The sequence below is a fragment of the Streptomyces sp. NPDC006332 genome, from assembly GCF_040612855.1.
Lineage (GTDB): Bacteria > Actinomycetota > Actinomycetes > Streptomycetales > Streptomycetaceae > Streptomyces.
The window spans coordinates 15,664-30,715 of the sequence record NZ_JBEXRA010000010.1 but is presented as its reverse complement, the minus strand read 5'-3'; the positions used below and the strand labels follow the sequence as shown (position 1 = coordinate 30,715).

Here is a 15,052-nt window from a genome sequence, read left to right as displayed (position 1 = left end):
GCCGAAATACATCCGTCCCATCTCCTCCAAGACCGCGCTCTACCGTGGAGACACGGGCCGCACCCCACATCGGCCCCGCCCCACAGCCCGGCCACCGTCGCCCGCAGGCTCACCCCCGCCTCGTACAGACGACAGGAGCCCCGTGTCCCGCCCCGCCGCTCTGTCCCTCCCGCCCTGGCTCGCCCATGCCTTCCGTGCCCAGCGGGGGCCCGTGCCCTGGAACGCGGTCGTGCGGGGCGCGCTGTCCGCCGGGCCGGTGCTTCTGGTCGCCGTGCTCGTCGGCCGTACCTCCCTGGGCGTCGTCGCTGCCATCGCCGCCATGCTGGCCGGGGTCAACGACCGCCCCGGCAGCCGGCGCGCCTCCGTCCGGCGGATCGGGGTGCCCGCGCTCGCCGGAGCCTGCGGGCTGCTCATGGGGACGTACGCCGGAGAGCAGGTCGGAGCCGTCGCCCTGACTGTGCTGCTCACCCTGGTCGGACTTGTCGCCGGAGGCGTCAGCGCCGTCGGGCCCGTCGCCTCGGCGGCCGGGACGCAGTGGCTCGTCACCGCCGCCATCGGAGCCGGGATGCCGCTGCCCGAGCCGGGATGGCTGCGGGCGCTCGCCTACCTGGTGGGGGCCGGGTGGCTGCTCGGCCTGCGGCTGGTCCTGCCCACACCCGGCGGCCTCACCGGGGACTTCCGGTTCGACGGGGAGCGGGAGGCAGTCGCCGCCGTCTACGACGCCGTGGCCGCGCTTCTCGACGCCTCGGGCACACCGGACGCCACCTCCCGCCGGGTGGCACTCACCGCCGCGCTCGATCACGCCCAGGACGCGCTCGCCGGGCCCCGGCTGCGGCGCTACGCCAGCTCGGCGGCCGAACGGCGGCTGCACGCGCAGTACGCCGCCGCGCTGCCGCTCGCCGAGGCCGCGACCGCGCTGGCCTGGGCCGGGGAGGACGTCGCCGAGCGGTCCTCGGCGGGGCCCCGGCGTCTCGCGGCCGCCGTACGGGAGAACACGCACACCGGGCCGCTGCCGGCGCCCTCCCGGTCGGCGCCCGGGCTGCGTGCCCTGGACGACGCCCTGCTGTACGCCGCCGAGGCATTCGACCGCACCAAGGGTTCCGACCTGCACACCCGCAGGCGGGGCGCGGGGGCCCTGCTGCGCACCGTGTTCGGCGCCGGGGGCCGTGAGTACGGGCTGCGGGTCGCTCTCTGCTTCGGGGCCAGCGTCGGCGTCGCCCAGGCCCTGCACCAGACCCGCTGGTACGGGCTGCACGAGCACTGGTACTGGCTGCCCGTCACCACCGTCTTCCTGGTCAAGCCCGACCTGGGGCCACTCGCCTCGCGTGTCCTGAACCGGGCGGCCGGGACCGTCCTCGGGGCCCTCGTGTTCGCCGGGTTCGCCATGGTGCTGCCCCGGCCGGAAGGGCTCATCGCACTCGTGGCCGTCAGCGGAGCCCTCATTCCGGTCGCCACACGGCACTTCGCCGCGCAGACCGCCGTAGTCACCGTCCTCGTGCTGGCGCTGGTGATGGTCGGCGGCGAGCCGCAGGCCTCCGCCGGGCGGATCGGGGAGACGCTGCTGGCCTGCGCGATCGTTCTGATCGTGGGCCACCTGCCGATGCCGGGACAGCGAGCCGGCGGGGTACGGTCCCGGCTCGCGGCGGCGGAAGCCGCGGCACAGGCGTACCTGGCGCATGTCCTGCGCGAGTCCGACGCCCACGCGGTGGAGGACTCAGGCTCGCACCGGTCGGGCGTCGGTGCCGAGGCCGCCGTCGCCGGCACCGACGGCGCAGCCGATACCACCGGCAGCGGCACCGACTCCGACACTCGTGCCGTCCGCTGGACGCTGCGTCGCGAGGCCTACCGGGCCCTCGCCGAGGCCCGCACCGCCATCGCCCTCACCGCCGCCGAACTCCCGCCGCTCGCCCGGCACTCGGAGGGCGCCGACGAGATCGCCACCACCCTCGAACGGCTCGTCGACACGACCACCGCCTGTGCCGTGCACGTCGACGACACCGGACGGCTCACCCCGCGGCACACCCAACGCCTCACCGAACTACTGGCGGAACTGGCGAAGGAGAACGAGCGCGCCCGCCTGCGGATCCCGGAACTGCCCGCGGCGGGGTGACCGAGGCGGGGCAACTCCGAGACAGGGGTGACCAGCTGAGGACCGCTACCCCACCCGCACCCACACCGGCGCGTGATCCGACCCCGGTTCCCCGCGCCGCTCCGCCGGATCCGCCCCCACCGACGGCAGCCGCGGCGTCCCGTCGGCCGGCAGACCCGTGCCCGCCTTCGTGATCCGGTGGACGAGGCGGTGGCTCACCAGGACGTGGTCGATGAGTTCACGGCGGCCGAAGTTTATGCGGGAGAAGCGCTGCTCGGCGGGTATGAGCGGGGCCACGTTCCACAACCGGACCGCGTCGCCCTGGTCGGGCGTCTGGAAACCGCCGGTGCCGATCTCCGATCCGGGCGGACCCACCAGGATCTGGGTGGTCGCCGCCTGCACCTCGTCGTTCAGGTCGCCCAGCACCGCCACGTCCCGCTCACGGCCGTGGCCGGCCAGCAGTTCGTCGGCCAGGGCCCGCAGGGTCGTCGCCTCCGCCGCCCGCCGGTAGAGCGCGTACGCCCCGTACCGTGCCCGCTCGCCCTCGTCGTGCGGCTGGAAGCGGTTGCCCGGATACGTCAGCAGCTTCGATTTGAGGTGGGTGACCGCCACCCGCAGCGGCCCGATCTCCGTGTCCGCCTCCACCGCCAGGAAGCCCCGGCCCGCCTGTCCCACCGTCGCCCCGTCGTCGTCCGACTGCACCGGACGCAGCTTGGGCGGGAAGCTGTTCCTGTCCGCCAGCACCTGCAACGGCGTGCGGCTGAGGAAGCCGACCCGGATGCCCCGGCCGTCCGGGTGCTGGGAGAGCGCGACGGTCCAGTCGCCGTGCAGCATCTCGGTCAGGTCCTGCAGCGCCTCCGGCTCCCCGACCTCCTGCACACCCAGCAGTGCCGGGTCGAGTTGGGTGATCACGGCGGCGAGGGCGGCGAGTTTCGCCTCGTATGTGGCCTTGTCCTTGGGGCCGAACGGCCCGCCGGGACGATAGAGGTTCTCCAGGTTCCAGGTGCCTACGAGCATGCCGGGCTCCTTTCCAGAAGCCGTCGGGCGGGCTGTGGTGAGGCCAGGGTGCTGGTCCGGCCGAGGACGCGACAGAGCCGGTGACGGGATGCGGTTCGGCTCACACGAGGCGACTACCGCGTCGTACGTTGGCGTCATGAGTGGCTCTCCCGCTGATCTCATCATTACCGGATGCACCGTCCTCGTGCACGACGATCAAGAGCGGATCGGGTTCGAGGAGGACGCCGCGATCGTGGTACGGGACGGACTCGTCGTCCGCGTGACGAGCGCCGCCGCGGTCGCGGACCGGCCGGCCGGCGAACGTCTCGACGCGCGCGGCCAGGTCGCCCTGCCCGGGCTGGTCAACTGCCACACCCACGCCCCGATGGTCGCCCTGCGCGGCCTCGCCGAGGACCTCCCCACCGAGGAGTGGTTCAACGACGTCGTCTGGCCCATGGAGTCCAACCTCACCGAGAAGGAAGTGGAGTTGGGGGCACGGCTCGCCTGCGCGGAGATGATCCGGGGCGGCGTCACCTGCTTCGCGGACCACTACTTCGCCATGGACGCGGTGGCCGCCGTCGTCGCCGAGACCGGGATCCGCGCCCACCTGGGGCAGGCGTACTTCTCCTCACAGGGGCCCGAAGGGCGGCAGAGGTCACTGGAGTTCGCGCTTCGGCACCGTGACGCTGCCGACGGCCGCATCACCACCGCCCTCGCCCCGCACGCCCCTTAGGGGTGCTTTCACTATGCCCGCCCGGGTCGCGCGGTCTGGCACCGCACCTCGCCGCGTTGCCGAACCACCCACGTGGCTCCTCCCCCACTCTCGGCTGCGCTCGAGCGGGGGGACCCCCATCGAGGGCGCTCCGGCGCCTTGCGATGCACGGCACCAGACCACGCGACCTCACCGGGCGCTCATAGTGAAAGCACCCCTTACACCGTGGACGACGCCGACCTCGCCGCCACCGCCGAACTCGCCCACACGCACGGCCTTCCCGTGCACATCCACGCCGCCGAGAACCGTGAGCAGACCGACACCAGCCTCGCGCGGCACGGCGTCACCCCGATCGAGGTCCTCAAGCGCACCGGGATCCTCGACACGGACGTCCTCCTCGCGCACGGCACCGGCATCGTCGAACGCGACCTTCCGCTCCTCGCGGGCGCCGAAGGCAGTACGGCGGTGGCCACCGCGCCCCGCGGCTACCTCAAGTTCGCCTGGCCCACCACCACACCGGTCCGAGACCTGCACGCCATCGGCGTGCCCGTCGGACTGGCCACCGACGGAGCGGCCTCCAACAACTCCCTCGACGTATGGGAGTCGATGGCGCTCACCGCCCTGGTCCAGAAGTCCGCGACCGGCGACCCGCGTTGGCTGACCGCCCGCCGCGCCCTGCACCACGCCACCCTGCAGAGTGCCCGGGCGGTCGGACTCGGCGAGCAGGTCGGCAGCATCGCGCCTGGCCGGCGGGCCGACCTCGTCCTCGTGGACCTCACCGGCCCGCACACCCAGCCCGTCCACGACCTAGCCGCGACCCTCGTGCACAGCGCCCGCTCCGCCGACGTCCGTACGACGATCGTCGACGGACGGATCCTGATGTGCGACCGCGAACTGCTGACCATCGACGTCCCCGCGGTGGTGGCGGAGTTGGCGGAGCGGCTGCCCGCCCTGGTCGACCGGAGCCACGGCAGACGCATCCAGGCCTACGACACCTGAACCGCAGGCCCACAGCGCCAACGGCACCTCCCGCCGACGCCCGTCGGGAGCAACCCATGGGGCGCGCGTCGGCGTTGGGGCGCCTGCGGCGAGTGAGTGCGCCCGGCATCACAGTGAGTGCGAGAACTGACACGAACGGTAGCGGAAGTGACCGTTCGGTAACCGAATTCTCACGCTGCGCGCTGAACCAGTGTCGAGTACGTCTCAGTCCCGCAACTGAGCGAGCCGTTCAGCCCCTGGAAGGCGTTAACTCCTACAAGCATGACGCTTTCTGGAGGTGCAGGGTGGTGAACGGGCGAACAGTGCTCGAACGCTTTCCCGCAGGTGGGCCGCGAGGCTCGTGGCCGGCGGAGGAGTTCGCGCACGCGCGGCGGCTTGAAGGACTGCCCGCCGAGGTCGTGATGGACCTCGCGACGGACACGTTCCTGGTGATCGTGCGCGGTGGGGAGGCGGACATCGTCGCGTGACGGCGGTCTACGCCGTCAGGTGGGGTCAGCCCGCCTTCGGGGCCGGCACCTGAGGGGTCCGGGCGGTCGCCCGCGTGGGGACCTTCGCCGCGAACTGCTCCGCCTGGAGCGAGTACAACTCCGCGTAGACCCCGCCGGTCGCCAGTAGCTCGTCCGGGGTGCCGGACTCCACCAGGCGGCCGTGCTCCAGGACGTGCACCAGGTCCGCGTGCCGGACCGAGGCCAACCGGTGGGTGATGAGGATGACGGTCTGCCCGGTGCCTGCCAGAGCGCGGATCTTCTCGAAGACCTCCAGCTCCGCCCGGGCGTCCAGGGCCGCCGTCGGCTCGTCCACGATCAGGATGCGCGCGCGCCGGTACGCGGCCCGGGCGATCCCCAGCCGCTGCCACTGACCCCCGGACAGCTCGTGGCCTCCGCTGAAGTTACGGGCCAGCAGGGTGTCCAGACCGCGCGGCAGATCCACGACCACCTCCTCGGCCCCGGCCTCCGCGACCGCCTCCATGATCCCCTCGTCGGTGAGCGGCGCCGCGGAACGGCCGACCGCCACATTGACGCGGGCGGTGAACGGCCACCGCTTGAAGTCCTGCGCGACCATCGCGACGCGCTCGGCGAGCAGGTGCCGGTCGGCGGTGGCCGTGTCCACGTCGTCCCACATGATCCGGCCGCCGTCGGGGGCGTACAGCCCGGCCAGCAGCTTGACCAGGGTGGTCTTGCCGGAGCCGTTCTCACCGACCAGCGCCACGATCTTGCCGAGCGGGACGCTGAGCGTCACGTCGTCCAGCGCGGGACGGGTCGCGTCACCCGGGTACGTGAAGGAGACGTTCTCGAACCGGATCTCGCGCGGCTCGGCCGGCAGGGCGGCCCCACCCACCGGGATCGCCCGCTCGGCCGCCTCCACGTAAAGACGGTGCAGGTCACCGACGAACAGTGCCTCCTCATGCAGCGCGTTCACCTCGACGACCAGCGTGTCGAGGCTCTGCGAGCCGGTGCGGATGGCGATCACGGCCGTCCCCGCCACCGACAGCGCCATCGCCCCGGCCAGCAGCAGTCCGCCCAGCGTGGCGTACGTCGCCGCCGTGGCCAGGCCCGTCCAGGCCGCGGCGATCAGACCCGTACGGGCCGCCAGCCGGGCGAGGCGGGCCTGCTCCGCCTCCGCCGTCTCCGACATCGCGCGGAAGTGCCGCAGCAGGAAGGGGCCCACACCGTGCACCCGGATCTCCGGAGCCGCCTCCGGCTCGATCAGCAGCGCGCCGAGCAGCCGGCCCGCGCGCGCGTGCTGCACCCAGGCGTGGAAGGACTCGTAGCGTCGGCGGGCCATGGTCAGCGCGCTCCAGGCGCTCGGCAGGGTCATCGTCACCAGCAGCGGCAGCAGTGCCGGGTGCAGCACGGTCAGTACGCCCGCCGCCGCGATCAGCGAGATCATCGCGTTCACCACACGAGTGGCGTACGAGATCATCCGCCGGGCGGACTGGGCGCCGTACTGCGCGGTGTCCAGCAGCTTGTGGAAGGCGTGGTCCTCGATCGCGGCCAGCTCCACGGTCGCCGCCCGCTCCAGATAGCGCTCGGTCGCCACCCGCTCCACCTTGGGCTCCAGCCGTCCGGTGGCGTAGGTCGAAGCGGCCCGCAGCATTGCCCCGACCAGCATCGCGGCCGCCATCACCACCAGGGCGGGGACGGCACCGCGCAACCGGTCCTCCAGGGTGCCGCCGCCGATCAGCCGGCCCAGCACGCTGTTGACGGCGAGGAGACTCACGGCCTGGGTCAGGCCCCGGCCCACCTCGGCGGCGAGCACGGTCCGGGCGGCCCGTCGGTCGGCCTGCCAGGCGAGACCGAAGCTGGCCGTCAGCAGGGACGGCAGACGGGTCACCATGGCCCGGAAGTTCAGCTCCAGGAACGCGTCCGCGTGCGAGTTCCAGCCCATGTCGTAGCGCAACGGTCCGCCGAAGAGCAGCTGCTCCGACTCGGACACCTCCGGTGTGCCCGCGCCGCCCTGCCGCGCGTCGCGCCTCTTTCCCACCGTCGACCTCCCCTGATCGTGGACGAACGGCCACTATCGCGAAGCGGGCTCGTCACGGGCAGGGCGTGTGCCGCGGCGGTCGGAGCACGCGGGCGCACACCGAGCGAGGCGCAAGCGCACGCCTGGGCGAGGGGGAGCGAGGTGGGACGAGAGGAGGGGAGAGGTGCGCAGGGGAAAGGGAGGGAATGGGGGAGGGAGGGGGCGGGGGTCTGGCGACGAAGGTCTTGGAGGGGCCCTACGCGCTGACCGGTCGCGACCACGTCGGCGTCGTGCCCGTCAGTCGGCACAGGGCCAGATACAGCGGTATCGGCGGGGTGTACGGAATGGTCCCCTCCGGCCGGTGGATCAGGCCCGGAGCTGCCGGAGTGTCCGGTACTACCGCACCGGTGGCGTACTGAGCCGGGGCGGGCCACTCCAGGGCGAAGTCGGAGTCTGAAGGAACGATCCACCACCAGTGCGCCTCGTCGGCGTAGACACACCCGACCCGCGGCAGCCGCGGCATCAGCCAGGGCCCGAACCGCGCGGGCACCACCACGGCGTCACAGCCCAGCGGAGCTGTCATGCCCTCGGGCACGGACAGTCGCCGGGTCGTTCCCGGGGTGCGCGGTCCGCGTCCGAGGCGGACCAGCGTGTCCAGGCTCAGTACCGGGCCGCAGCCGGCCCCCGCCCCTATGCCCATTCGACCCCCGTCTTGTGCTGCCGAACTCCCGCCGTGCCACCGGTCTCGATCTCGGGCGCGGTGCCGTGACGTGGCTCCACGTCCACCCGCGGATCCACGCCGAGACCGGCCCCCGCCGTGGCGGCGCTGCCCGGGCTGCCGGACGGGCCCGGCTTCGGGCGGGCGCCCCAACCCAGGTCGTTGCGGGGACCGGAGTCCCCGCGAGACATGTCGTCCTGGCGAGCAAGTTCCGCCCAGACCAGCAGGCCGGGGCCGTGCTCCTGGGCTCCCCAGGCGTGACAGAGGGCGTCGACGAGAAGCAGACCCCTCCCGTGCTCCTCGTCGGGCCGCTGCGCCGAGGGGTGTGGCTCACCGGGCGCGCACCCCTCGTCACGTACGGCTATCCGCACCAGATCCTCACCGTCGTGCAGCTCGCAGATCACCCGGCGGCTCGCGGTGTGCACGATGGCGTTGGTGACCAGCTCGGTGACCACCAGGGCCGCCGAGTCGCAGGTGTCCGCACACACCGACCAGCCGGTCAGCCGGGCCATGGTCAGACGTCTGGCCTGTGCCGGAGAACCCGGATGGGCGGCCAGCTCGAACCGGAACCGGCGCTCGGCGGCGGACCGCTCTGGGCCCGCTCCCTCGCTCGCCGCGAACCACTCGGGTCCCCCTGCCTCGCTCGCTCCCCAACGGGTCCGAGCGGGGGGAACGCCATCAGCACCAAGGCCGAGGGGGCGGCCTGCGGCGGCGTCTGTTCCTAAGGGCGCGGGCGGAATCACGCTTGCCACTATCGCCCCGCCATGAACACTTGGCAAGTGTCACTCTGAAAAATGCAGAGTGCTGCGTGACGGGGCGAGGGGCCGTGGCACACTGCTGGCAACAGCACGTCGAGCGGCGCCAGTTGGGATCGACGTAGATCGGTACGTAGCCGTACAGAACTTCGTTCAGGTCGTCGAACGGCGCCGCAGGGCTGTCAGTTGCCGCGGTGACCGGCCCGCTCCCAAAGGGCCGTCTGATCAGGGACTTTGTGGAGGTGCAGGGTGAGCGAGCCGCGGTCCGCGCCTACGGTCGGCCAGGTCGTCCTCGGTCGGCGTCTTCTGGACCTGCGGGAGCGCGCGGGGCTCAGGCGTGAGGAAGCCGCCCGCATACTCCGGGTCGCCCCCGCCACGGTCCGCCGGATGGAGATGGCCGAGGTAGGGCTCAAGATCCCGTACCTCCAACTGCTCCTGAAGGCCTACGGCATCTCCGACCTCGAGGCCGACGCGTTCGTCCAACTCGCGGAGGACGCCAACAAACCCGGCTGGTGGCAGCGGTTCCACGACGTCCTGCCCGGCTGGTTCTCGATGCACGTGAGCCTGGAGGGGGCAGCCGCCCTCATCCGGCAGTACGAGCCGCACTTCGTCCCCGGCCTGCTGCAGACCGAGGACTACGCGCGGGGCGTCCTGAGGTCGGGCGCCATCGGGCAGACCAGCCCCGACGACATCGAGCGCCATGTCGACCTGCGCATGCGACGCCAGGAACTGCTCACCCGCCAGGACGCCCCCCGACTGTGGGTCGTGATGGACGAGACGGTGCTGCGCCGCCGTGTCGGCACCCCGGAGGTGATGCGGGCCCAGATCGACAAGCTGCTCGACGCGACGAAGCTGCCCAACGTCACCCTGCAGGTCGCCCCGTTCGCGAACGGGCCGCACCCGGGCACGTACGGCCCCTTCGTGCTCTTCCGATTCGCCGTGCCGGAACTCCCGGACATGGTCTACAGCGAGTACCTGACCGGCGCGGTCTATCTGGACGCGCGCGCCGAGGTGGCGACCCACCTCGAGGTCATGGACCGCATGGCGGCGCAGGCCGCTACTGCACATCGCACGAAGGAGATCCTCCGGGATCTCCGCAAGGAGCTGTGAATGGATCGCATCAAGCCGCGCCGACGGGTCTACAACGGCATGCCCGCGCGGGAGTTGGGCAGCGAGGGCTGGCACAAGCCCTGGAGCGGCGGCAACGGCGGCAACTGCCTGGAGGCGATGAAGCTCGCCGACGGCCGGATCGCCGTCCGTCAGTCCACCGACCCGGACGGCCCCGCGCTGATCTACACCACGGACGAGATGACCGCCTTCATCGAGGGCGCCAAGGCGGGGGTGGCCGACTTCCTCCTCTCCTGACTGGTTGCCGTCCTATCGACTGATTGCGCTATCTCGCTGAACTTCTTTGCTATTGGTGCTGAATTGAACACCCATTGCGTCTTACGGAGTGCCTCATGACCGGTCAGGAGCCCCTGGGCGCCGCCCAGATCGACACCAGCAGACCGCATCCCGCGCGGATGTACGACTGGTATCTCGGCGGCAAGGACAACTACCCCGTCGACGAGGCGATGGGACGGCAGATGCTGGCCCTCGACCCGAGGGTGCCGGTGATGGCGCGGGTCAACCGGGCCTTCATGCACCGGGCCACGCGCTGGCTCGCCCAGCACGGCGTCCGACAGTTCCTGGACGTCGGCACCGGTATCCCGACCGAACCGAACCTCCACCAGGTCGCCCAGCGGATCGCCCCCGACGCGCGGGTCGTCTACTGCGACAACGATCCGATCGTGCTCGCCCACGCGGCGGCACTGCTGCGCGGCACGGACCAGGGGGCGACCGAGTACCTGCAGGCCGACGTGCGGGACCCGGACGCCGTCCTCGAAGGCGCCCGGAAGGTCCTGGACTTCGGCCGGCCGGTCGCGCTCTCACTCATCGCGCTGCTGCACTTCGTCTCCGACGAGGACGGCGCCCACGAGTTGGTGGCGCGGCTGCTGTCCGAGCTGCCCTCGGGCAGCTACCTGGTGGTCAGCCACGCGACGGCCGACTTCACACCCGAGGAGTCGAAGGCGGCCACCGAGAAGCTGAAAGCGGCCGGCGTCACCTTGGCGCTGCGCTCCCGCGAGGAGTTCGCCCGCTTCTTCGACGGCCTGGAACTCGTCGAACCCGGCGTGGAGGTGCCGCAGCTGTGGCACCCCGAGCTGGGTGACCCTGTCCCGGGTCAGGACGACGGGGTCATTCCCGGGTACGGGGCTGTGGCACGCAAGCTCTGAGCTACGGGGCGGTGGCACGGAAGCCTTGAGCGTCATGTGGCGCCGCCCCGTGGCGTGCGCCGCGTGCGCCCGTACGAGGGGTCACCGGCCGCTCGTACCCCTGCGCAAACCCTGGCTCATCCGCCCGCAGGATCCGCCCCGGGCACCGCGACCGGCGGCAACGTGCCGCACAGCGCGTCCAGCGCCGCCGCGTAAGCGTGCTCCGCGGGCGTCGCGTACCCCACGACCAGGCCGTCGCTCGCAGCCATGTCGGTGTCCGGGTGCCGGAACTCGGCGAGCCCGTCCAGGGCGACGCCCTGCCAGGCGGCCGCCTTCACCACGGACTGCTCGGTACCCGGCGGCAGCCTGAGCACCGCGTGCAGGCCGGCCGCGATACCCGTGACCTCGACATGCGGCGCGTGCGTGGCGAGCGCCGCGACCAGCCGGTCCCGGCGGGCGCGGTACCGCTGACGCATGCGCCGCACATGACGGTCGTAGGAGCCGCAGGCCAGGAAGTCGGCGAGGCTCAACTGGTCGAGAACGCTCGCCCAGGCCTCGCGCTCCCCCTTGGCCGCGAGCACGTCGTCGACGTATCGCTCCGGCAGCACCATCCACCCCAGCCGCACCGCGGGCGACAGGCTCTTGCTGACCGAGCCGATGAAGATCACACGTTCCGGATCGAGGCCCTGGACGGCACCGACCGGCTTGCGGTCGTAGCGGAACTCGCCGTCGTAGTCGTCCTCCAGGATCACCGCCCCGCGGGCGCGTGCCCAGTCGACCACCGCGGCCCGACGTTCGGGATCCAGCGGTCCGCCCGTCGGGAACTGGTGTGCGGGCGTGAGCAGTACCGCCCGCTCGTCCCGCAGACCGTCGATCCGCGCGCCGTGTTCGTCGAGGGGGAGCGGCACGGTCCGCACCCCGGCGTCCCGGAGCAGCGTCCGGTGGAAGCCCAGCCCGTACGCCTCCACCGCCAGCGGGCCGCGCAGCACGTCGCCCCCGCCGCCCCGGTCCTGGCCGAACAGCAGCCGCAGCGCGTGCGCGAAACCGGAGCAGATCACGATCCGGCCCGGCTCGGTGCGCACACCACGCGCGCGTGACAGGTACTCCGTGAGCGCCTCCCGCAACTCGACGCGGCCGGCAGGGTCGCCGGGCCCGAACACCTCGCTGGGCGCCTGCTGGAGAGCCCGCCGGTAGGAGGTGAGCCAGGCCGCGCGCGGGAACGCCGACGCGTCCGGGGTGCCCTGGCGCAGATCATGCCGGGGGCCACGCGCACGGGCAGGCCCCTGGCGAGGCACTCGTACGGTGTGCCCCAGCGGCTCGGCCCGCTTCGCCACCCGGGTGCCCGAGCCCTGCCGAGCGATCAGCCAGCCCTCCGCGACCAGCTCCGCGTAGGCGTCGGCCACCGTGTTGCGGGCGACCCCGAGGTCGGCGGCGAGTGAACGGTACGGCGGCAGCCGGGTGTCGGGGGCGAGTCGCCCGCTGCGTACCGCCTCACGCAGCGCCGCGGTGAGCGCGGCCCGCCGGCCGCCCGGGCCGGACAGCTCCAGATGCAGGTCGGCACCGATCCGCTCCGCGGAATCGACCCACGGTTCATCCATGGAAACGCACCCTACAGACGGTCAACGCGGCCAGGACGGACGAGCGCCGCTGACGCACCCCTCGCATCTTCTGTACCGGGCCGTACCGCTAAACGGCCATGGGGCGGTCATACGGACCGATCGGTGCCGGCAGGCGCGACGTGCCCGTCAGATGGTGGTCGACGGCCGCCGCCACCGCCCGCCCCTCCGCTATCGCCCACACGATCAACGACTGCCCCCGCGCGGCGTCCCCCGCGGCGAACACACCGGGGACGTTCGTGGCGAACCCGGCGTCCCGCGCGACAGTCCCGCGCGCATCCAGGTCCAGCCCCAACTGACGTACGAGCCCGTCCTTGAGGTCCGGCCCCGAGAAACCGAGCGCGAGCAGCACGAGGTCGGCGGGGAGGCTGCGTCCGCTGTCCGGCACCGGCCGTCGCCGCGCGTCCACCTCCACGAGGTGCAGCGACCGCACATGTCCGTCGGCGTCCCCGGTGAAGCGGAGCGTGGACGCCGCGAACAGCCGCGCGTCGGCGTCCGCCGCCGGCGCCGTCCGCAGTTCCCGCGCCTCCTCGTGCGCGGCCGACAGCCGGTAGAGCTTCGGATACGTCGGCCAGGGCTCCGCGTCCTCGTCGCGCTCGGCGCCGGGCTGGGCATAGATGTCCAACTGGGTCACGGACGCGGCCCCTTCCCGCACCGCCGTACCCAGGCAGTCGGCGCCCGTGTCCCCGCCGCCGACGATGACGACGTGCTGCCCGGCGGCGGACATCGGCGAGACCTCCAGATCCCCCTCGCGCACCCGGTTGGCCAGTGGCAGGTACTCCATGGCCTGTCGCACACCGGCCAACTCCCGCCCAGGGACATCGAGTTCACGCCAGGCTGTCGCGCCGGTGGCGATCACCACGGCGTCGTAGCGCGCACGCAGCTCCGCGGCGCCGATGTCCCGCCCGACCGCGGTGGACGTACGGAACTTGGTGCCCTCGGCCCGCATCTGCTCGACGCGCCGCTCCAGATGCCGCTTCTCCATCTTGAACTCGGGGATGCCGTACCGCATCAGCCCGCCGATCCGGTCGTCCTTCTCGTACACGGCGACCGTGTGCCCCGCGCGGGTCAGCTGCTGTGCCGCGGCGAGGCCGGCGGGACCCGAGCCGATCACCGCGACCGTCCGCCCGGACAGCCGCTCCGGCGGACGCGGCGGAGTGAGCCCGAGTTCCCAGGCCCGGTCGGCGATGGCGACCTCGACGTTCTTGATCGTGACCGCGGGCTGGTTGATCGCCAGCACACAGCCCGCCTCACAGGGGGCCGGGCACAACCGGCCGGTGAACTCAGGGAAGTTGTTGGTGGCGTGCAGCCGGTCCGAGGCGGCCCGCCAGTCGTCCCGGGAGACGAGGTCGTTCCACTCGGGGATCAGGTTGCCGAGCGGACAGGCGTCGTGGCAGAACGGGACACCGCAGTCCATGCAGCGGTCCGCCTGCTTGCTGATGATGGGCAGCAACGCTCCGGGGACATACACCTCCTCCCAGTCCCGGACCCGCTCCTCGACCGGCCGGCGCGGCCAGTCCTGGCGGGGCGTGGTCATGAATCCCTTGGGGTCGGCCATGGCCGTGTTCCTTGCCTGCGCGTGCGACACCTTCGCGTCCTACACATGCGCGTCCGACGTGGCCGTGCGTCATCGGGCGGCACTCTTTCGGCGCTCTCCTGGATACCTAGCCCGGTACATCCACCGGTACACGGGGTTCGGTTCGTCGGCGCCTCTCCCGGTACGTCTTTCGGCCACGATACGTCCCGTAGGTCACCCGCGCAGAGCGCTGGACGGCGCCTTCTCGCAGGCTGGGACAGGTTCATGCTCAGCTGGGACCCAGCCCCCGCTCAGGTCAGTGCCAGCAGGTACATCACCGCCGCGGCTGCTGAGGCGACCGCGCGGACGTGGTTCCACATCGTCCACTCGCGCACATACGTCGGCCAGTACGCGGCCGCCTCCCGGGTGCCAGGGTCCAGCTGCGCCAGCGCGTTGTTGCGCGGCACGTTCGCCACGACGGTCACCCCGAACACCCCGAACAGGTACAACGCGCTGCCCACCAGCAACTCGACCGTCCCCCCGTCCGGCCACAAGACGAACGTCACCACCGCGATCACCGCGCACACCACGGCCGACCCGGTGAACACGACCATGAACGCGGGCCGCACCGCGGTCACGTTGATCGCTTTCATCGCGGCGACACCCTGGGCGGGCGGCAACGCAGCCAGCGCCCGCATGACGAAGGCCGAGAACCCGTAGAACACCCCCGCCACCACACCGGCCCCCAGCACACCCAGCATGGTCAGTACGAAATACGGCCCATCGATCACGCCGACACCCACTCCCGCATCCGGCCGAGCCCCCGCCCGGCATCCACCGCCACCACCGCCACCAACGTCACTGCCGTCACCGCCGTCACCACCGTCACCACCAGTGAATCCCCGCACAACGCGCCCGGCCAGGCCTGAACCACGC

General features: G+C 72.2%; 13 protein-coding genes and 2 pseudogenes. 7 read left to right on the top strand and 8 right to left on the bottom strand.

Features of this window, described 5'->3' with window-relative positions; all coding sequences use genetic code 11:
* The first annotated feature begins 142 nt into the window (after positions 1-142).
* Positions 143-2,110, top strand: coding sequence for an FUSC family protein (locus ABZ027_RS11745; RefSeq protein ID WP_356766942.1), 1,968 nt, complete (start codon positions 143-145; stop codon positions 2,108-2,110).
* Between the two features lie 45 nt (positions 2,111-2,155).
* Here the strand turns inward: ABZ027_RS11745 and ABZ027_RS11740 are convergent, their stop codons facing one another.
* Positions 2,156-3,106, bottom strand: coding sequence for an endonuclease/exonuclease/phosphatase family protein (locus tag ABZ027_RS11740; RefSeq protein ID WP_356766940.1), 951 nt, complete (start codon positions 3,104-3,106; stop codon positions 2,156-2,158).
* 136 nt (positions 3,107-3,242) lie between these two features.
* Between ABZ027_RS11740 and ABZ027_RS11735 the strand changes: the two are divergent.
* From ABZ027_RS11735 to ABZ027_RS11725, 3 genes and pseudogenes are all read left to right on the top strand, one after another.
* Positions 3,243-3,815, top strand: a pseudogene (locus tag ABZ027_RS11735) (amidohydrolase family protein); the annotation flags it as partial.
* Positions 3,816-4,013: 198 nt separating this feature from the next.
* A pseudogene (locus ABZ027_RS11730) lies at positions 4,014-4,796 on the top strand (amidohydrolase family protein); the annotation flags it as partial.
* Positions 4,797-5,080: 284 nt separating this feature from the next.
* Positions 5,081-5,263, top strand: coding sequence for a hypothetical protein (locus ABZ027_RS11725; RefSeq protein WP_356766938.1), 183 nt, complete (start codon positions 5,081-5,083; stop codon positions 5,261-5,263).
* Positions 5,264-5,288: 25 nt separating this feature from the next.
* On the opposite strand, the gene ABZ027_RS11720 is transcribed toward ABZ027_RS11725, so the two are convergent.
* From ABZ027_RS11720 to ABZ027_RS11710, 3 genes are all read right to left on the bottom strand, one after another.
* The gene (locus ABZ027_RS11720; protein WP_356767246.1) at positions 5,289-7,184 is read right to left on the bottom strand and encodes an ABC transporter ATP-binding protein; all 1,896 of its coding nucleotides are present in this window, start codon (positions 7,182-7,184) and stop codon (positions 5,289-5,291) included.
* 331 nt (positions 7,185-7,515) lie between these two features.
* Positions 7,516-7,959, bottom strand: a complete 444-nt coding sequence (locus tag ABZ027_RS11715; protein WP_356766936.1) for a hypothetical protein — start codon at positions 7,957-7,959, stop codon at positions 7,516-7,518.
* A complete protein-coding gene (locus ABZ027_RS11710; protein ID WP_356766934.1) occupies positions 7,950-8,729 on the bottom strand; it encodes an ATP-binding protein in 780 nt (259 codons plus the stop codon). The genes ABZ027_RS11715 and ABZ027_RS11710 overlap by 10 nt, the downstream gene beginning before the upstream one ends.
* 252 nt (positions 8,730-8,981) lie before the next feature.
* Here ABZ027_RS11710 and ABZ027_RS11705 point away from each other — a divergent pair, with 252 nt between their 5' ends.
* The 3 genes from ABZ027_RS11705 (at position 8,982) to ABZ027_RS11695 (ending at position 11,005) form a co-directional block, all read left to right on the top strand.
* Positions 8,982-9,842, top strand: coding sequence for a helix-turn-helix transcriptional regulator (locus ABZ027_RS11705; protein ID WP_356766932.1), 861 nt, complete (start codon positions 8,982-8,984; stop codon positions 9,840-9,842).
* The gene (locus ABZ027_RS11700; protein WP_356766930.1) at positions 9,843-10,097 is read left to right on the top strand and encodes a DUF397 domain-containing protein; all 255 of its coding nucleotides are present in this window, start codon (positions 9,843-9,845) and stop codon (positions 10,095-10,097) included. It begins immediately after the preceding gene.
* Positions 10,098-10,192: 95 nt separating this feature from the next.
* A complete protein-coding gene (locus ABZ027_RS11695) occupies positions 10,193-11,005 on the top strand; it encodes an SAM-dependent methyltransferase (protein WP_356766928.1) in 813 nt (270 codons plus the stop codon).
* Between the two features lie 116 nt (positions 11,006-11,121).
* On the opposite strand, the gene ABZ027_RS11690 is transcribed toward ABZ027_RS11695, so the two are convergent.
* From ABZ027_RS11690 to ABZ027_RS11675, 4 genes are all read right to left on the bottom strand, one after another.
* Complete coding sequence (locus tag ABZ027_RS11690; RefSeq protein ID WP_356766926.1) at positions 11,122-12,582, bottom strand: PLP-dependent aminotransferase family protein; 1,461 nt, start codon at positions 12,580-12,582, stop codon at positions 11,122-11,124.
* 88 nt (positions 12,583-12,670) lie between these two features.
* Entirely contained in the window at positions 12,671-14,158 is a 1,488-nt protein-coding gene (locus tag ABZ027_RS11685) for a glutamate synthase subunit beta (RefSeq protein ID WP_356766924.1), read from the bottom strand.
* 269 nt (positions 14,159-14,427) lie between these two features.
* Entirely contained in the window at positions 14,428-14,907 is a 480-nt protein-coding gene (locus ABZ027_RS11680; protein ID WP_356766922.1) for an anthrone oxygenase family protein, read from the bottom strand.
* Positions 14,904-15,050 carry a hypothetical protein gene (locus tag ABZ027_RS11675; RefSeq protein ID WP_356766921.1) on the bottom strand — a complete coding sequence of 49 codons (147 nt, stop codon included), beginning with the start codon at positions 15,048-15,050 and terminating at the stop codon, positions 14,904-14,906. Before ABZ027_RS11675 ends, ABZ027_RS11680 begins: the two co-directional genes overlap by 4 nt.
* Between the last annotated feature and the right edge of the window lie 2 nt (positions 15,051-15,052).